14 protein-coding genes and 1 pseudogene are annotated in these 17,875 nt (G+C 67.7%); 11 read left to right on the top strand and 4 right to left on the bottom strand.

Annotated elements, in window-relative coordinates:
* The first annotated feature begins 508 nt into the window (after positions 1–508).
* On the top strand, positions 509–1,570 hold the full coding sequence (locus OHA65_RS38365; RefSeq protein ID WP_329312110.1) for an IS630 family transposase: 1,062 nt from the start codon (positions 509–511) through the stop codon (positions 1,568–1,570).
* 1,471 nt (positions 1,571–3,041) lie between these two features.
* On the opposite strand, the gene OHA65_RS38360 is transcribed toward OHA65_RS38365, so the two are convergent.
* Positions 3,042–3,269, bottom strand: coding sequence for a hypothetical protein (locus OHA65_RS38360; protein WP_405759558.1), 228 nt, complete (start codon positions 3,267–3,269; stop codon positions 3,042–3,044).
* On the opposite strand from OHA65_RS38360, the pseudogene OHA65_RS38355 reads away from it, so the two are divergent.
* Together OHA65_RS38355 and OHA65_RS38350 are read left to right on the top strand one after the other, a co-directional pair.
* Positions 3,252–3,831, top strand: a pseudogene (locus OHA65_RS38355) (SLC13 family permease); the annotation flags it as partial. The gene OHA65_RS38360 and the pseudogene OHA65_RS38355 sit on opposite strands and share 18 nt — an antisense overlap.
* 46 nt (positions 3,832–3,877) lie before the next feature.
* Complete coding sequence (locus OHA65_RS38350) at positions 3,878–4,093, top strand: hypothetical protein (protein ID WP_329316990.1); 216 nt, start codon at positions 3,878–3,880, stop codon at positions 4,091–4,093.
* A gap of 9 nt (positions 4,094–4,102) precedes the next feature.
* On the opposite strand, the gene OHA65_RS38345 is transcribed toward OHA65_RS38350, so the two are convergent.
* Positions 4,103–5,164: a helix-turn-helix domain-containing protein gene (locus OHA65_RS38345; protein ID WP_331736431.1), complete on the bottom strand. Its 1,062-nt coding sequence runs from the start codon at positions 5,162–5,164 to the stop codon at positions 4,103–4,105.
* 346 nt (positions 5,165–5,510) lie between these two features.
* Here OHA65_RS38345 and OHA65_RS38340 point away from each other — a divergent pair, with 346 nt between their 5' ends.
* The 4 genes from OHA65_RS38340 to OHA65_RS38325 all read left to right on the top strand — a co-directional run bounded on the left by OHA65_RS38340 (position 5,511) and on the right by OHA65_RS38325 (position 10,120).
* Complete coding sequence (locus OHA65_RS38340; RefSeq protein ID WP_405763599.1) at positions 5,511–5,945, top strand: hypothetical protein; 435 nt, start codon at positions 5,511–5,513, stop codon at positions 5,943–5,945.
* Between the two features lie 13 nt (positions 5,946–5,958).
* Positions 5,959–8,238, top strand: coding sequence for a hypothetical protein (locus OHA65_RS38335; protein ID WP_331736426.1), 2,280 nt, complete (start codon positions 5,959–5,961; stop codon positions 8,236–8,238).
* 305 nt (positions 8,239–8,543) lie between these two features.
* A complete protein-coding gene (locus OHA65_RS38330; RefSeq protein WP_329316982.1) occupies positions 8,544–9,239 on the top strand; it encodes a hypothetical protein in 696 nt (231 codons plus the stop codon).
* Positions 9,240–9,553: 314 nt separating this feature from the next.
* Entirely contained in the window at positions 9,554–10,120 is a 567-nt protein-coding gene (locus tag OHA65_RS38325; protein WP_329316980.1) for a hypothetical protein, read from the top strand.
* Between the two features lie 213 nt (positions 10,121–10,333).
* On the opposite strand, the gene OHA65_RS38320 is transcribed toward OHA65_RS38325, so the two are convergent.
* Positions 10,334–10,489: a hypothetical protein gene (locus OHA65_RS38320; protein ID WP_329316978.1), complete on the bottom strand. Its 156-nt coding sequence runs from the start codon at positions 10,487–10,489 to the stop codon at positions 10,334–10,336.
* Positions 10,490–10,649: 160 nt separating this feature from the next.
* Between OHA65_RS38320 and OHA65_RS38315 the strand changes: the two genes are divergently transcribed.
* The 4 genes from OHA65_RS38315 (at position 10,650) to OHA65_RS38300 (ending at position 16,568) form a co-directional block, all read left to right on the top strand.
* Positions 10,650–11,198 (top strand): Tn3 family transposase, encoded by a 549-nt coding sequence (locus OHA65_RS38315; RefSeq protein ID WP_405763596.1) that lies wholly within the window; start codon positions 10,650–10,652, stop codon positions 11,196–11,198.
* A 231-nt stretch (positions 11,199–11,429) separates the two neighbouring features.
* Positions 11,430–11,879 (top strand): hypothetical protein, encoded by a 450-nt coding sequence (locus OHA65_RS38310; RefSeq protein ID WP_329316976.1) that lies wholly within the window; start codon positions 11,430–11,432, stop codon positions 11,877–11,879.
* A 32-nt stretch (positions 11,880–11,911) separates the two neighbouring features.
* Positions 11,912–15,256: a tetratricopeptide repeat protein gene (locus OHA65_RS38305; protein ID WP_331736425.1), complete on the top strand. Its 3,345-nt coding sequence runs from the start codon at positions 11,912–11,914 to the stop codon at positions 15,254–15,256.
* A gap of 358 nt (positions 15,257–15,614) precedes the next feature.
* Positions 15,615–16,568, top strand: a complete 954-nt coding sequence (locus OHA65_RS38300) for a MerR family transcriptional regulator (protein ID WP_331736423.1) — start codon at positions 15,615–15,617, stop codon at positions 16,566–16,568.
* 29 nt (positions 16,569–16,597) lie between these two features.
* Here OHA65_RS38300 and OHA65_RS38295 read toward each other — a convergent pair whose 3' ends face one another.
* Entirely contained in the window at positions 16,598–17,851 is a 1,254-nt protein-coding gene (locus OHA65_RS38295; RefSeq protein ID WP_329316970.1) for an IS256 family transposase, read from the bottom strand.
* Between the last annotated feature and the right edge of the window lie 24 nt (positions 17,852–17,875).

The following is a 17,875-nucleotide window of genomic DNA, read 5'->3' as shown; positions in this document are numbered from 1 at the left end:
CACGCACGCCCGTAACTGCACGTCAACACAAGGATACAGGGCGTACCGACGAAGGGCACCAAGAGGCGTTCGCCTTCCGCCTGCTTGGTGAAACTATCAACTACCGACTAGCGGGGAGCCAATTCCACTGAGGCTCGACCCGTCACGAAAGCACATGCCGCAGCGCTGGCGATGTGAATTGGGCCACACTGGTAGTACATTCTTAAATCTCCCCCGTGCACATTTTTGGCGAGCCTGCAGGAGGAGCGCGTTGGTCTTCGCGCCGGGAACGAACCTTTCACACGACACCGATCCAACGCAAGCGATCTTGACGTTGGGTGGCTGAAATCCTTTCATTCCCTACCTGATCCGATGTCCTGCGTGCCACTTCTCCCCGAATACAGGGGGGTGCGGCGCCTACGTATATCTGCAGCCGTTCAAGACTGTGGCTCATTTACATCGATCCCGCACCAGAGTCGGTCCCACTTATTGATCCGAAACGCTTTGAGTTCAGGCTCGTTGATGGTGTGTGAGTGATCTGGTGGGGGATGCGCGGGCCTGGTCGCCGGACGCGCAGGAGGCTGTGCGGTTGCTGGCGGTGTCAGCGCTGGTGGAGGGCCGGGACCGGATTGAGGTTGCCGCCCTGTTCAAGGTGTCGGTCAAGGCCGTGGACAACTGGTGGGTGAAGTGGCAGGCCGGCGGGCGGGACGCACTGCTGTCCCGCCCGCGAGGCCGCCGCGTGGGTGAGCATCAGGTCCTGTCCGAGGCCGAACAGGCCGCGGTCCGGCAGGCCGTCCTCGATCACGTTCCCTCCGACCTGGGACTTTCGGGTCAGCTGTGGACGCGGGGGCAGATAGGCGAGCTGGTCTTCAAGCTGTACCGGGTCCGCTTCACCGAGCCCGGGGTGGGCAAGTACCTCAAGCGTTGGGGGCTGAGCTTCCAGCGTCCGGACAAGCGGGCGGTCGAGCAGGACGCGGAAGCGATCCGCGTCTGGCACGAGGAGACCTGGCCGGCGATCCGGGCCAAGGCGAAGGCGGAGAACGCTGAGGTTCTCTTCGGCGACCAGGTCGGGGTCCGCTCGGACCAGGTCACCGGCCGTACCTGGGGCGCCAAAGGTGCGACTCCCATCGTCCGCCGCACCGGGAACCGGTTCTCCGTGAACGCGATGTCCGCGATCAGTACCCGTGGCCGGATGCACTTCATGGTCTTCACCGAGTCGTTCGACGCGAAGGTCATGTGCCGTTTCCTCGCCCGGATCGTCGGGCACTTCGACCGGAAGGTCCACCTGGTCGTCGACCGGCACTCGGCCCACCGCTCGAAGGCCGTCCGGGCCTGGCTCAACGACCACGGCGACGAGATCGAGCTGCACTTCCTGCCCTCGTACTCACCCGAGCTGAACCCGGACGAGCTGGTCAACGCCGACCTCAAACGCAGCCTGCCCCACACCCACCGGGCCAGGAACCAGGCCGAACTCGCCGCCGAAACCCGCAGGTTCTTCCACAGACGACAGCGTCAACCACACATCGTCCGCGGCTACTTCGGCGGCCCACACGTCCGCTACGTCCTGAACGAGAACCCTTTGAGTTTCTGATCAATAGGTCTGCCGCGGCGGGTCCTGGCGACCTCCGCAACACTTGCAACTCGCCGTCGAGTTTGCGGGTCCGCGATTGAGGGGTTGTCGCTGCCCGCAGTAGGCCGGCGCTACACCACCTCGTATGCGGCGTGCCTGCGGGAACACGCGAGCGCTTCACCCGACGGTTGCGGACTCGCAGAAGTGCAGCGAGCGACCATCCAGGGCACGTTCCAGCAACCGTTGCCGCGCAATGCTGCCTGCGAGACGGTGCAGCCGACCGCGGTTCGGTGCGGCGCTCAGAAACTCCGCGTTCCGGTCATCGACGGGCTCGCTCGACCTCAGGGTCCTCTCCATGGCCACCTGGCTGACCTCACGACGAGCGCCACGTCCGCCGCGCTCCCGACTGCCATCGGCGAAACCGGCGACGGGGCTCGCCGACTCTGGACGGCCCGGCGACACTCTCCGGAAGCAGAGCCGCGCCTCCACTGACAGCTGAAGGGAAGCCCGTGCCACAACGTGCCAGTAGGGGCGGTAAAGAGCGGTCACCAGAGGCTTCGCCCAGTCGGCCGACATAAGGTCGTCAATGACCGTTCTCGCAGGTGAGACAGTATGCGCAGGCCCAAGTATCAGGTGATATAGCGCGGGTTCGATTCCCGTCATTCGTAGGGGCCGAGGCGCCGAGACTCGCACCTGCCCGAGGTGGTGCTGCCGCAGGATGCTGCTGGCACGGGTCAGGTCTCGCGGACGGGGGTTCTCGGCTGATGTCGTGGTTCGAAAAGGGGCCGCCGCGACCTGCCCCAGCCTGTTGTCGCTGCATACGAGAATGGCCGAGAGTCCCCGGTCAGCGGTGTCGAATGCGTGAGCGATGCTTGAGCGGACGTGCTGACGCGGCCTGGTCTGGCATGGATCCGACGACACAGTGCAGCCCTCTGGCCAGGCGCTTCCGGACCTCGGCGGACCGAGCGGGATAGCCCAGCATGATCTTGCCGGGACTTGTGGGAAGATCGGCGGCAGATTCAGCCAACAGTAATGGGCGGGGCGGCGTCGGAGGATCCGTTGGCGCCGCCGCTGGAGGCGATCGAACTGGACGCCTTCCGCCAGCGGCATGAGCACGACACGCTCTGGTGCGGGCTGCTCCTGGGCGGCTGCGGCGCCCGGCTGACGACGAAGCTGTACACCGACCGGGTCTGCCATTTCGCCCACCACCCGGGCTCGGAGGCAGCGGGCCACGAGTGCGGCCGGCGCGCGCGGGGCGTGGCCAGCGCCGACCACCTGTACGTGAAGTCCGCGACCGCTGCCCGGATGCGCGACCGCGGGGAGGAGGCCGAGTTCGATTTCGCCCGGCCGGACGGAGCCGCAGACCGACCAGGGCGAACCACGACAGTGAAGGCTGGCGACGGGGCGGTGTTCATCGTGCTCGGCACGGTGGTCCGCAACGAGACGAAGGCCAGCATGGATCTCACGTGCGGCTATCCCGCACACATCACCGCTATGCGCCAGCACGGCGGCAACGGGTGGCAGGTCTTCTACCCACCAAGGCGACGACGTGCGCCTGCGGATAGCCTCCCTTTCCCTCGCCGCGGCCGCTGCCGGGACGGCCGAACTCGGCGGCGTTCGCCGCGCTGTAGGCCACATCGAAGCGGGTGCCGTCGATGGCCATCAGACGCCAGCTGTTGAACAACACTCCCGGCATCTGCGGGCCGGTTTCGTCTTGCATCCCGTGCTTGCACTACGCGCCCAGTGTCGTCGCCCTCCTGGGCGCCGGTCTGCTGATCGCGATCTCCAAGGTCGCGACCGGGGAGGTGCTCGGCGAGGTCGAGTGGCCGACCCTCGCCTTCTTCGCCGGCCTGTTCGTCATGGTCGGCGCGCTCATCGAGACCGGCGTCATCGCAGAGCTCGCGAGCTCCCTCGCGGACATCATCGACGGAGCCCAACTGGGCGGCACGATGCTCCTGCTGGGCGGCTCGGCCGTGCTGTCGGGGATCGTCGACAACATCCCCTACGTCGCCACCATGGCGCCCATCACCAGCGAACTCGTCACCGACATGGGCGGCGACCCCGACCACGTCATGTGGTGGGCCCTCGCGCTGGGCGCCGACCTCGGCGGCAACGCCACCGCCATCGGCGCCTCCGCCAGCGTCGTCGTCCTCGGCATCGCCGAACGCAACCGCCACCCCATCACCTTGTGACAGTTCACCAAATACGGCCTCATCGTGACCGCCGTCACGATCGCCATCTCCGCCCTCTACCTGTGGCTTCGCTACTTCGCCCTGGCGTGAGAACCGACCGCCCCTCCCCCTGAGGAGGGGAGAAGGGAGCTTCGGCATGGCACGCAGCCGGCGCGCGGAGGCCGTCTCCATCGCCCTGTGGTGGGGTGGGCTCACCGTGCTCTTGTGGGGTGGAGGGCACCTCAGGGACGCACCTGCCTCGCTGGTGGCATGTGCGGCGAGCGCCGCCCTTTTGATCAGCCTCGGCGAAGTGGCCCACTGGCTGCGCTGCCGCATCCGGGACTGGGCGGCCCGCAGGAGCCGCACGCCCTGAGGCGCGGGCTCACCCCTCGGTGTCGGGCCAGTCGAGCAGGCGGGCGCCGATCACCGCGGTCTGGAGGGTGTAGCGGTTGACCGGGTCGGCCGGGTCGGCGCCGGTGAGGCTGTGGATCCGCTCCAGCCGGTAGGTCAGCGCCCGCACGCTCAGCGACAGCCGGCGCGCGGCCTCGGTCGCCACGCAGCCGCTGTCGAAGTACGCGGTCAGGGTGTCGATGAAGGTCTGGGCGCCGCCGCGCCCGTTGCGGAGCGGGCCAAGCACGTTTTCCACCAGGTCGGCCATCGCCTGCCGATCCCGCGTCAGGACCGGGTAGACCAGCAGGTCCGCGGCGTGCAGCACCGGCCCGTCCAGGCCCATCCGTTCCGCCAGATCGAGGGCGTTGAGCGCCTCCTCGTAGGAGTGCACCACGCCGCCGGCGCCGGGATGGGAGCGTCCTATGGCCACTTTGCCGCCGTCGGTGGCGGCGTACGCCTGCTTGGCGAAGAACGCCAGGACGTCCGGCTGGTCGCCGGGGGCCACACAGATCAGCCGCCCGTCCTTGGTGGTGAGCAGGATCTGCCGGCCCGCGAACCGGGTCAGTACCGCCGACTCGATCCCGCGGGCGACCGGATAGCCGTCGCCATACGGCTCCGGGCCGCTCGCCACGGCCACCGCGTGGGCTTGGGAGAGGCGCAGCCCGAAGCGTTCTGCGCGCTCCGCCAGTCTCCCGAGATCGCTGAGACCGTAGAGGAGGTCGTCGATGAACTCGCGACGTGCGGCCTCCTCCTGGCGCACGGCCTGGTGCTGGGCGCGCTCGTAGCCTTCGACGAAGGCGTCTATGGCCTGTTCGGTTACCCCAAGCAGGGAACCTACCTGCTGGGTGGGCACCCGATTGAGCACCTCCTGGGACACGGCCAGGTACTCGCGGATCATCACGCGCAGCGTGAGGCCGAGCTCTGCGGCCCGCTCCCCCTCGGCGCGGCGTGCCTCCAGCTCGGAGCGCGTCATCCGGCGCCCGGTGGTACAGGCGTCGCGCAGGCACTCCGCATACGCCGTCAGCCGGTCTTGCGGTGCTTCCCTCTCCGTCACGCACTCCCCCGTTCTCGTCGCGTCGGCGAACCCGTTGACGCGCAATCAGGTTGCCATAGGCAGCAAACGGTCCTTCACCGGCAGCCAATGGCGGGTGAAGACTGCCGGTCGACGGCAATGCGCTGCCGCGAAGCGGCGGAGAGGATCCAAGAACACCCTGTGTCGAGGAGAGCTGCGCCGTGCCCGGCATCCGGTGGTCGCTGCCGCGCGGCAGTACTGGACGCGGCAGGCATTGACCAGCGCGCACCCGCAGCTCCAACCATCGTCAGCCTGTGGTTCGTCCGCGAGCATGGGCAGTTTGACGGTCTGCAGGGAACAACGCTTTTTGAGTTGAACGGGGGCGGTCGTGTCGGGGGACTTCACGCAGGAGTGGGGCAGCGAGAGCGCAAGGGCCGCTGGGCACGCAGGGATGCGGCTCAACGGTGTTCCGGCAGCCGACGGCGGTGGCGGGGGCGGTGGGACTTTCGCATCGACGCCGGCGCACAAGAGGTCTGCCGCCAACACCATCGAGACCGAGCACGAGCCGAACACCAAGAAGGCCACAGAGCACTCGGACGAGAGCACCAACACCGAGGTCAAGGGGTTCGACGGCTGGGACGCGGCCGCGGGCCTGAAGAAAGTGGCGGACACGTGGGACCAGCAGGTGAGGGTTCTGATGGGCCGGCTGGGTTCTGAGAAGAGTTCGCTGCGCGGCGCTTCGGGCCTGTTCGTACAGAACGACCTCGGCACGGGGAACGGGTTCCGTCCCCCGGGCACCCAGTCGAAGCTCAACGGTCTGTAAGGGGGAGCAGTACATGTTGACGTACCACGAAGTGATGTCGACCGACCTGGGCCTGCTGACGACGGCAGCGGGCAAGTGGGACGAGATGGCGGGCGAGCTCAAGAAGGTCGAAACCCGTTACGGCGACAGTGTCCAGAAGATCACCATGGGGCCCGACTGGAGCGGCGTCAGCGTCGGCGTGGCCCACTCGAGCTTCGCCGCCACGCGGTACGAGTACTCCGCCGCGCAGATCCAGGCCAAGGCTGTCGCGAGCCTGCTGCGCGATGCCCACACCCAGTTCGCCGACCTGAAGAAGCGCGTCGAGTCCGCGCGCGACGACGCGATCAAGGCGGGCATGACCGTCTCCGAGCAGGGCAACGTCGCGTTCGACTACGCCAAGCTGACTCCCGCGGAGCGCAGGGCTTACCACAACGATCCCGACGGCCAGACCACCATCCGTGACGCGGTCAACAAGTGGCAGCAGCACATCAACGACCAGGTCAAGGCCGTCTCCGAAGCCGACCAGGGCGTCAAGATCGCCCTTGAGGCGGTCGTGGTGGACAGCAACAAGGACGCCTTCGGCAAGGGTAACGACGGGACCCTCAACGGCTTCAACGCCGACGCACAGGGCGACATCGAGGTCTACGAGGCCCGCAACGCCGAGGACATCGCCACCCGCATCAACAGCGGCGACAAGGTGTCGGCAGCTGACTACGCCGAGCTGGACCGCTCCTTCCGCGACAACGCCAAGAGCACCGAGTTCAACCAGACCTTCCTCAACGGGATGGGCGCCCAGAACACCCTCAAGTTCACCAACCGGCTCAACGACCTCGCCTACCAGGACGACAAGAAGGGCAAGCAGACCTACCTGGACCTGGAAAAGGGTCTCGCCAACTCCCTGTCCAACGCCATGCAGGACCCGAAGTCGAAGTTCTACAAGGACTTCCGGGAGCAGCTGAAGAAAGCTGGTGTCGAGAAGTTCGACCTCGCGGTAGCCGCCGACGCTCCCAATGTCATCAGTCGTCGCCACGGGCAGCAGCAGGTCCGGGGTTATCAGAGTCTGATCACTCTCATGCAGAACGGCGACGGATACTCGGCGCCGTTCATGCACGACCTCGCTGACGACATCCGCTCGGCGGAGGACAAGAAGCGCGGCGGCGACCCGAACATCTGGGACCTGCAGGGAGACTTCAGCGGCAAGAACGGCGGATGGTTCGCCAACGACCCGCTCGACGGCCTGCTCGGCATCATGTCCAAGGACCCGGCCGCTGCCACCTCCTACCTCGACCCCGGTGCAGACCACAAGAACGACAACCTCCAGTACCTGCTGAAGGAACGCGACTGGAAGTTCGACGACACTCCGATCTGGCACGGGAACATCGAGACACGCAGCGACATAGAGAGTGAGGGCAAGGACGCCCGCACCGGTCTCGGTCTCCTGCTCGAATCCTCGACGACCGGCCATACGCCGCTCGGCCCGAACCAAGACCCCTGGCCGGCGACCCCTCACACCGAGGGACAGGCACGCATCATGCACGACGTGATCGGCGGGCTCGGCCCCGACCAGAGCGTGCACGAGAACATGCGTGAGCCCCTGGCCCGCGCCCTGGCCACCTACACCGCCGACACCCACGAAATCCTCGGAGGCCTGGACTCCAAATACATCTCCGCTGCCGGGACCGGCTACTTCCAGGACGGCGACAAGACCCACATGGCGGTCAGCCAGAAGGACCTGGTGCAGTTCATGCGCGGCCTCTCCGAGGACCCGGAAGCCTACGGAACTCTCCACAAAGCGGAATCCCGCTACATCGACCTCTCCCTGGAACAGATTCCCAAGGGGGCACAGGGACCGGACGTCACCAACCCGATCAACAAGGCGGGCACCGCTCTGGGCGTCATGAGTTCCATCCGGGAAGACGTGATCAACGACGGCCGGATGGCCGGCTACAGCGAGGCCGACTGGAAGTCGAAGCTCGCCTACCACGTCATCGGCGGCGCGGTGACTCCCATGTACTTCACCACGGCCGGCGGCGTCTCGCTCGCCTTCGGCGACTCGATCCAGCGCGGCGTCGACACCTGGGCCTGGGAGTGGGGCAACCGTATGAAGGGCGAGATCGACGCCAAGGTCAACCCCCAGATCGCGGACGAGTACCTTGAGGTCAACAATCAACTGCCGATCATGATCCGTGAGTGGGCCAAGGATAGGCCGGACATCCAAGAGAGCTTCATTCAGGACTACAGCCGCGACGTCCTCGAAGGGCGTAACCGCGGTACTGAAACAGCACATAAGTACCTGACCGACACGACCAACTGATCGGGCAGCGAGAGAGTGAAGTGGGGACGTCGATGACGGGGAGCACGGGACGCCGAGGCGCTCCAGTGAAAGCGTGGGTCGGGGCAGGAATATGCCTGGCCCTGCTCGGCGCATTCGGGACCTGGTTCCTCCTCGGGCGTGAGACGTCCCCACCCTGCAATGGCCTGGCCGAAAACGCGAGCGTACAGAAATCAGTGGGGGCTGCTGTCCACCCCGGCATCAGCTGCGCGGCACTCGGGGAGGCGATCGTAAAGGCGACTGCGGGCAGCCAACCGGGGCGTCACACCCAGGCGCAGGCGCAGGCGATGAAGGACGTCATCTTTGCGCTCGGCTGGGTCCAGTCGCAGAAGATCGAGCTCGACCCCGCATTGAGGGTGCCCCTTGCCACCGCCCTGGCCGGCTACGCCCCCGACGTACATGAGATGCTCGCCGGCCTTGACAACGAGTACGTAGTGAACGCAGGCGACAACAAGTCGCCCTGGGAAGCCGAGGGTACCTATCACCTGTCGGTCTGGAATAACGTGCTCACAAAAACCCTGCGCGCGGTGGCGGTGAACCCCCAGGCATATGCCCTGCTGCGCATGGCAGAGACCCACACCGCAGCTGGGCAGCTTGCAGCCGTCCCTGCGGACGCGACCGGCGTAGATCTCTCGTTGCAGCCGACGAAGAACGCCCGCGCTCTCGGCATCCTGGACGGCATCGCCGACGCAGCCGTAGGCCAGGACGCCCAAGAGGCCCGGAAATGGCACACTACGGTCTTCGACTGCCTGCTCACCGAACAGGCAGACCAGGCGGAGCCGGCCGGCCGCCTCACCGCCACGTGGCTCCAGGCACTGCGAAACACCCCCGAAGGGCAACGCCCGGAGCGCCTGCGGGCCCAGGGCCTTGACATGGCCCGCACCTGGGCACAGACCCGCTCCATGGACGAGCCCACCCGGCAGGACCTGCTCACCAAAGTGGAAAACAGCGCCCGCAACGCCCACGAGGAAGTGAAGCACTGAGCCCTCAGGCTTCACTGCGAGAAGGCCCAGCCTTCGCCGCCGCCACGAAGCAGACCCTTGCGGCGGCAGCCGTCCGACCCGTGGCCGCCGACCGGACATAGCAGAACCGTGTCGCACCGCCGCCAACACCACCCGCGTGCCGGGGGACCTCGACGGCGAGGCAGTGCCTTCCCCCGTGAACCACCCCGCTCAAGCGGGTGCACTGCCCCACCACAGGATTTCGCCGACAACGGCAGAACACTACGAACCGGTCCGTCGTCGACAGCGTGATGCGGGGTACCGCAGCGACCGCCGTCGTCCTCCGAGGGGTACCGATGTACAGGAAGTACCTGGCCCTGCCAGCCGTGCTCGTGGTCTCGGTGGCAGTCGTCGCCGCCATCCAGCTGTGGCCCAGCACGCTGAAGGACCTGCGTGCGCAGAACCTCTGCCTCGGCATGCTCACCGAGAAGACCGCAGGGCTGCTGTCCGACGGCAAGGGCGGCCGGCTCACGGTCGACGAGAGCGGCGGGTCCGGGGCGGACCCCGTCTTCTCCACCACCTGCTTCGTCATCCGGGTCCCGGAAAAGGCCACCGAGGGCCCGCTCCAGTACGCCCTCGCCGTCCGTCCCGCCAACACCCTGAACAGCCCGGCCAACGGTGCCACCGGGCTTCCCGACGGCCGTTCGGGATGGGTGGGCCCCCGGCAGAGCGAGGTCCAGCTCCCCGCCGGGTGCCTGAAGAAGATGAAGGCGGACGCCGAGTACGTCACCGTCTCGCTAGAGGTCGCACCCGGCGTCGTCGTGGCGGAGAAGTGGGACGAGGCGGCCCTCACCGCGGCCTCCCGCACCGTGATCCTGGAGGCCGTCGACAATCTCGCCAAACAGTACAACTGCGAGGCGTAAGGCCGATGGCAGCGGAGTCAGCCGTCGGCCTCGGGCCCCGCTCCACGCGGGCACTGATGGCTGGCCTGACGGAATACTGCTTCCACCTTCGGTGGCGAAGAATCCAGCTGGCCCGAGCAGAGGACTTCGCCACCACCCTCGGCGCCCGCCTGCACCAGACAGCGCCCTTGCCATCCTGACCTACGGCGCGTAGGTGAGCACCGAAGGCGGAGTTCAGCTGTCCGGGGCCAACCTGCGGTTGGTGCCGGACCGGCCGATGTCCAGGGCCAGGAGCGCCGTCAGGGTCGTGCCGCTGTTCCAGAATCCGAGCAGGTCGACGTCATTAGGGAGTACGCGAACGTCAGCGTCGGCGCTGACCTGCGGTGACACGTCGCGTATGTGTCCGGGACGTGTCACCGCGCCTGAACGGCCACCACGGCGGTCACGTGCTCTTTCCGCCCCCCGTGATGAGGATCTGCGAAAACGGCTCTGACCGGAGTTCCGTGAAATCCCAGGTCAGGAGCCGAGTGAGGGAACGTTCCGGCAGGGCATGTCTCGCTGGTGGGGGTCTGCTCGCTGGACGATGTGCTGTTTTCCGAACGTCGATGTGCGGCTGGAGGCGGTGGAGTTCACCGCGGAGGTCCTGATCGTGGTGGCCGCCGCGTGCGGCCCACCGCCCAGATGCCCAGGGTGCCGCGCCCGCGCCCGAAGGGTCGGTGTTTGCGTGATCTTCCATACGGCCCTGGACCTGATGAACGTGATTCGTGAACTCAAGTCGGAGGGATGGCAGATCACCGGGGAGGACCTGGCCCTGATCAGCTCGTACCTGACCGGCCACATCATGCGGTTCGGCACCTACACCACGGAGTTGACCGTGTGCCCGGACGTGTTCGCCCCGCACCTGGACGTCGAGTTCGAGGTGGAGGAAGCAGCCAGCCGCGGCGTGAGAAGCTCGCATCCGGGACTGCCAGGCCTGGCGCCTGGTACGTCGGCGAAGCGCCCCGGGCGATTCAGCTTAGGACGATCGGCCACTCGGCCCCACTGCCCCCCTTGCATGAGGTATTGCAACGAACATGTCACGAGACCTTCAACCGGGTGAGCGTGCTTTGCAGGTTCGGCCATTGTGCTCAGGCATGGTTCAGCAGGATTTTGCTGCCAAGGGGGCAGCGGCTGGGGGGTATGGATGGGCCGGTCGGGCACTGGACGGTGCCTGAGGGTGATCAGGAACGCGAAGCGGGACGCGGTGACGCTGCCGGTGGAGCGGGAACTGTTCCGGCCTGCCCTTTGTGCGTCCGCCGGCATCGGGACTTGAGGGTTGGGGAGGACCTTGATGACACAGCAGGAGATTGCGGAGTTGGCCATGACCGGTGCGACAACGATCGTGGCCGCGATGGCCACGGACGCCTGGACCACTGTCCGTGGCGGATTCTCGGCATTCATCCGCCGCCGCAGCCCTGACCTGCATGCCGGTCTTGAGGCGCGGCTGGACGACGGTGCGGCTCTAGTTGCCCGGAGCCCGGATGCCGGGACTGCCCGCGGGGTGCTGGTCGGGCTGTGGCAGGGGGAGCTGGAAAGGTTCCTGGCCGCGCATCCCGACGCAGCTGAGGAACTGGAGGTGCAAACGGCCGGGATGCGGGCAGCACTGCCAGCGGTGCAGCAGCAGTGGGTACAGCACAACACCGCCCGTGACCACGGCGTGGTCAACGCCGTGCAAGACGGCACCCAGCACAACCACTACATGGACTCCCCCGGTACCCAGCCTCCCGCGTCCGGCGCGTAAGAAGAAGGGGAGGGGGAGAGGAGGACTGAAGCGTGGACACGCCGGTAGGCCCCCAGGAGGGCGCGGGGTACATACAGATCATCACGGCCACCGCCAGTGGCCGGGTCAATGCCGTGCAGCACGGGGACCAGTACAACTACATCTACCGCGGTACCCCGCCGTACCGGGTGGAGCCCTTCCCCCTCACCGTGTCGGCCGCAGTGCCCGCCGGGCTGGCCCGGGTGCCCAGCCGACTCCTGACAGCCCGCCACCAGATCGTTCCCTTCATCCCCCGGCCGGAGCTGGCATTATTGGAGTCCTGGCGCGACGGCGAGCCGCCGGGCCTGTCGGTGCGCCTGGTGCACGCCGAGGGCGGGTCAGGCAAGACCCGGCTGGCCGCCGAGTTCGCCGCACGCTCGGCCGGAGCCGGATGGGCCGTCGCGCTCGCGCGGCACCGCAGTGAGGCCGCCTCGGCTGGGGACGGTGACCAGACTCTGACCGTGCGGGCCCCGGGCCTGGTCCTGATTGTGGACTACGCCGAACGCTGGCCCTTGGAAGACTTGATCACGCTGGTACACCAGCACCGTGACGCCGCCCGCGACAAGCTGCGCATTCTGCTGCTGGCCCGCCCCGCCGGTACCTGGTGGCAGGGCCTGGCACACCAGTTCACGAAACTCGACATTCTCGACGTCGATGCCCTCCGCCTCGAAGGACTCCCGGACACCCCGGGGGTACGCGCCGACATGTACGTCGCGGCTCGCGACCGGTTCGCCGAGATCTTCACCCACACCCACCCAGCCAGAATCGGCGTACCCGGCAATCTCGATGACCCGGTGTTCGCCCTGCCTCTGACCGTCCACATGCGTGCCCTGGTCGACGTGGACGCCGCCAGCCGCGGGAAGACGCCCCCGACCGGCAGCGGCCAGGCGAGCCTTTCCTCCTACCTGCTGGACCGTGAACACGACCACTGGCGCTCCTTCCACGACCAGGGCCACGGTCCGCTGCGCGCCACCGAGCAGACCATGGGCCGGGCCGTGTACGTGGCCACCCTCACAGGCGCCCTGCCCCCCGCCGATGCCGCAGCAGCCCTCACCCGTACCGGCGCCGCCGATACCCCAGCCGCCGGCGGGCAACTGGCCGAAGACCACACCCGCTGCTACCCGCCCACCGAGCTCGGCCTGGTCCTGGACCCGCTCTCCCCCGACCGCCTCGGCGAGGACTACCTCGCACTGACCCTGCCTGGCCACGAGGATGAGTTCGGCTACCACGCCACCGACCCCTGGACCCTCACCACACCCGCCGCGCTGCTCGCCCCCGACCACCAGGACAGCGGACCTTCCCCCTACACCCGCCAGGCCCTGTCGGTCATGATCGAGGCAGCCCGCCGCTGGCCTCACCTGACCACCCAGCACCTAGACCCGCTTCTGCGCCGCCACCCCGAACTTGCCCTGGCCGCCGGCAGCGCCGCCCTGACCCGCCTGGCCGACCTCACTACCCTGGACATCACCGTCCTGGAAATCATCGAACCCCACTTCCCCGAAATCAATCACACCGACCTCAACATCGGAATTGCCGCCCTCACCACGCGCCTGGCACACCACCGCCTGGCCGCCACCCGCGACCCCGCCACCCGCGTCCGCATCCACGTCACCCTTGCGGTACGCCAGCACTTAGCCGGCCTTTACAACGAGGCCCTCGCCAACGCCCAGCAAGCCGTGCAAGTCTTGCGTGACCTCACCCCCACCTACCCCGGACACGAGATCGACCTCGCCACCTCGCTGTCCACCCTCGGCAGTCTGCTGGCGGAGGTGGGGCGTGTGGGCGAGGCCCTGACCCCCACCGAGCAGGCGGTAGAGATCCGGCGTCGGCTGGCTGCCGCCAATCCCGCCGTCCATGAGCCCTACCTTGCCATCTCGCTGTCTGAGCTCGGCAATAGGCTGGGCGAGGTGGGGCGTCGGGGCGAGGCCCTGGCCGCCGAGCACGAGGCCGTGGAGATCCGGCGTCGGCTGGCTGCCGCCAATCCCGCCGTCTACGAACCCCACCTCGCCATCTCGTTGGGCAACCTCGGCAATAGGCTGGCGGAGGTAGGGCGTGTGGGCGAGGCCCTGACCCCCACCGAGCAGGCGGTGGAGATCTACCGTCGGCTGGCTGCCGGCAACCCCGCCGCCCACGAACCCCTCCTCGCCATCTCGCTGTCCAACCTCGGCAATAGGCTGGCGGAGGTAGGGCGTGTGGGCGAGGCCCTGACCGCCGAGCAGGAGGCCGTGGAGATTTGGCGTCGGCTGGCTGCCGCCAATCCCGCCGCCCACGAACCCGGCCTCGCTGCCTCGCTGTCCAACCTCGGCAATAGGCTGGGCGAGGTAGGGCGTCGGGGCGAGGCCCTGACCGCCGAGCAGGAGGCCGTGGAGATCCGGCGTCGGTTGGCTGCCGACAATCCCGCCGTCCACGAACCCGGCCTCGCTGTCTCGCTGGTCAACCTCGGCAGCCTGCTGGCGGGGATGGGGCGTGTGGGCGAGGCCCTGACCGCCACCGAGCAGGCATTCGCGTTCCACCGTCGGCTGGCTGCCGGCAACCCCGCCGTCCACGAACCCCACGTCGCTATCTCGCTGTCCAACCTCGGCAGCCTGCTTGCGGGGATGGGGCGTGTGGGCGAGGCCCTGACCGCCGAGCAGGAGGCGGTGGAGATCTACCGTCGGTTGGCTGCCGCCAATCCCGCCGTCTACGAACCCGACCTCGCTGTCTCGCTGGTCAGCCTCGGTGTTTGGCTGGCGGAGGTGGGGCGTCGGGGCGAGGCCCTGACCGCCACCGAGCAGGCGGTGGCGGTCTACCGTCGGCTGGCTGCCGACAATCCCACCGTTCATGGGCCCCACCTCGCCACCTCGCTGTCCAACCTCCGAGCCTTCCTAGCGGGGATGGGGCGTATGGGCGAGGCCCTGACCGCCGAGCAGGAGGCGGTAGAGATCCGGCGTCGGCTGGCTGCCGACAATCCCGCCGTCCACGAAGCCGACCTCGCTGTCTCGCTGTCCAAGCTCGGCGGCCTGCTGGTGGAGGTGGGGCGTGGGAGTGAAGCCCTGGCCCCCATGGAGCAGGCGGTGGAGATCTACCGTCGGCTGGCTGATGGCGATCCTGTTGCCCAGGAACCTCTCGCTAAATCGCTGTCCGTTTGGGCATGGGTGCGTTACGAGGTACAAGAGGACCTGCCTGGGGCACTGCGGACGGCAGGGGAAGCGGTGGAGATCTACCGCGGGCTTGTGGAAGCTGTACCCGAGCGGTTCCTTTCACCGCTCTGTGGAGTGCTGGACCTGCAGGCAGACCTGCTTGCCAGCCTCGGACGTCTGAGGGAGGCGCAAGCTATCCGGGCCTGGCTCGCGGCGAACGGTCCGGGTTCGCAGAAATGAGTAGTTCACGCTTGGTGTACAGATCCCAGTACTCGAACGGGGGGAGGTGGGCTGCGACAGTGATGCCGATCCCGAATTTTTTGGCTCTGGCCGGAGTTCCGTGAAATCCCAGGTCAGGATGACTGCGGGGTCGGCCACGGCTGGCCGTCAGGTGCGATGGCTGGGCGGCCGACCAGCACGTAGTCGTAGTACTCGTCGCCTGCCATGGATTGGTTGACCCAGCGTTCGCGTACTGCTCGAGCGGCAGCGTCCAAGGGAGCAATTGTCAAGACCTGTGGATGAGGCAGCTGTCTCGGTCCCGTGGGGCGGAGGGAAGATGACTTGAGTCTCCAGTAAGGGGAGACACAAGGGTGGGGGCATGGACGGCGACGGACTCTTCACGATCGGGGCTCTGGCCCGTAGGACCGGGCTGACGGTCAAGACCATACGGTTCTACTCCGACACCGGGATCGTGCCGTCGACCAACCGAAGCCCGGCTGGCTACCGGCTCTACGACATCACCGCGCTTGCACGCCTGGATCTGGTGCGCACTCTTCGCGACCTGGGCCTGGAACTTGCCGTCATCCGGCAGGTGCTGGACCGGCAGATCTCGGTGCCCGAGGTCGCGGCGGCACACGCCGACGCACTGGAGGTGCAGATCCGCACCCTTCGACTGCGACGCGCGGTGCTGCGGGAGGTGGCCAAACGGGGCTCTACTCCCAAGGAGATGGACCTCATGCACAAGCTCGCGAAACTCTCCGACGACGACCGCCGACGCCTCGTCAACGATTTCATCGACGACACCTTCGGCGGTCTCGAAGCCAACCCCGACTTCGTGGCCCTGATGCGTTCGGCCATGCCCGAGCTGCCCGACGACCCCGAACCCGAGCAGGTCGAAGCCTGGGTCGAGCTCGCCGAACTCACCCAGGACCCGGCCTTCCGCGCCTCCGTGCGACGGATGGCCGAGCACCAGGCGAACGAGCGTGCCCAGGGCGACACCACCGGCCTGCACCAGGAGCTCACCGAAGCCGTCCGCGACCGGGTCGGCGACGCCCTCGCCGCCGGCATCGCCCCGGCCTCCGCCGAGTCCGTGCCCGTCGTCCGTGACCTGACCGCGCGCTACGCCCGAGCCTTCAACCGTGCGGACGACGGCGAGCTGCGCGAGTGGTTGTTGACGCGCCTGGAGACCGCCAACGACCCGCGCGCGGAACGCTACTGGCACCTCCTTGCCGTGATCAACGCCTGGCCCCTCCCGCCGAGCCTTGCGCCCGTGTTCGCCTGGCTCATCGCGGCCCTGCGCGCCGGGACCAGCAGCAGCCCCACCACCGCGTAACCCCCTTGCCCGGCCCTCGCAGCCCCTGATCAGGCTGCGAGGGCCTCGGCACGCTCGACGAGCAGGCCGCGTTCGAAGCAGGCGCCGGCACGGACGAGCGCGACCAGGTGGGCGCCGTTGACGGCACGCCAGCGGGCCTGGGCGGACTCGACCAGCTTGAACACCATCGCGAGTCCGGCTGCGCGGGACCCGGCGCCCTTGGTGACCTTGGTCCGAAGCCGCACGGTGGCGAAGGTCGACTCGATCGGGTTGGTCGTGCGCAGGTGGATCCAGTGCTCGGCGGGATAGTCGTAGAAGGCCAGCAGCTCGTCCTGGTCGCCAGTGACCTTGGTGACGGCCTTGGGGAACTTCGCCTGGTAGAGCTTGGTGAACACCTCGATGGCCTGCTCGGCGTGTTCGCGGTCCTCGGCGTTGTAGACGTCCTGCAGGGCCTTCTTCGCCGCGGGCTGTGCGGACTTCGGCATGGAGTCGAGGATGTTGGCGGTTTTGTGGACCCAGCACCTCTGTTCGCGAGTTTCGGGGAAGACCTCGCGCAGGGCCTTCCAGAACCCGAGAGCGCCGTCGCCGACGGCCAGGACCGGGGCGCGCATGCCCCGGCGTGCGCAGTCGCGCAGCAGGCCAGCCCACGCCTCGGCCGATTCGCGGTAGCCGTCGGCCATGGCCACCAGCTCCTTGGTGCCGTCCGCGCGCACCCCGAGCACGACCAGGACTGCGGCTTTGGCCTGGTCCAGGCGTATGCGCAGGTGGATACCGTCGACCCAGATGTAGACGTAGTCGGTCTGGGACAAATCGCGATCCTGGAAGGCGGCGTGGTCGTCCTGCCACTGGGCCGTCAGCCGGGTGACCGTGGCCGGGGACAGTCCGGCGGAGCTGCCCAAGAACTGTTCCATCGCGGGCACGAAGTCGCCGGTCGACAGGCCGTGCAGGTAGAGCAGGGGCAGTACTTCGGCGATCCTCGGGGACTTGCGGCACCACGGCGGCAAGATCGCCGAGGAGAACCGGCGGCGCTCGCCCGTCGCCTCATCCACGCGCCTGTCGTTCACCCGCGGGGCCTGGACCTCCACCGATCCGGCCGAAGTGGTGACCTTCCGAGGCTGGTGGTGACCGTTACGGACGACCAGGCGGCGGCCGCGCTCATCGCGATCCCCGGCCAACTCGGCGATATAGGCGTCGACTTCCGCCTCAAGAGCCGCGGCGAGCATGCGCCGGGCGCCCTCACGGACGATGTCGTCGATCAAGGAGCCGTCTCGTGTGGAGGCGTCGTCATTCACTACGGTGAGCACGGGGCGTGCCTTCCCGACCGGCGC

Origin of the sequence: Streptomyces sp. NBC_00045 (assembly GCF_045041095.1) — a bacterium.
Taxonomy (GTDB): Bacteria; Actinomycetota; Actinomycetes; order Streptomycetales; family Streptomycetaceae; genus Streptomyces.
The sequence above is the reverse complement of the archived record's forward strand: the minus strand, read 5'-3'. Positions and strand labels throughout refer to the sequence as shown.

Excerpts from the sequence above, each read along its gene's own strand:
- OHA65_RS38335 (WP_331736426.1), top strand. The coding sequence starts at position 5,959 with ATGTTGACGTACCACGAAGTGATGTCGACCGACCTGGGCCTGCTGACG.
- OHA65_RS38330 (WP_329316982.1), top strand. The coding sequence starts at position 8,544 with ATGAAGGACGTCATCTTTGCGCTCGGCTGGGTCCAGTCGCAGAAGATC.
- OHA65_RS38325 (WP_329316980.1), top strand. The coding sequence starts at position 9,554 with ATGTACAGGAAGTACCTGGCCCTGCCAGCCGTGCTCGTGGTCTCGGTG.
- OHA65_RS38310 (WP_329316976.1), top strand. The coding sequence starts at position 11,430 with ATGACACAGCAGGAGATTGCGGAGTTGGCCATGACCGGTGCGACAACG.
- OHA65_RS38300 (WP_331736423.1), top strand. The coding sequence starts at position 15,615 with ATGGACGGCGACGGACTCTTCACGATCGGGGCTCTGGCCCGTAGGACC.
- OHA65_RS38350 (WP_329316990.1), top strand. The coding sequence starts at position 3,878 with ATGGCACGCAGCCGGCGCGCGGAGGCCGTCTCCATCGCCCTGTGGTGG.
- OHA65_RS38360 (WP_405759558.1), bottom strand. The coding sequence starts at position 3,269 with ATGCAAGACGAAACCGGCCCGCAGATGCCGGGAGTGTTGTTCAACAGC.
- OHA65_RS38315 (WP_405763596.1), top strand. The coding sequence starts at position 10,650 with ATGTCTCGCTGGTGGGGGTCTGCTCGCTGGACGATGTGCTGTTTTCCG.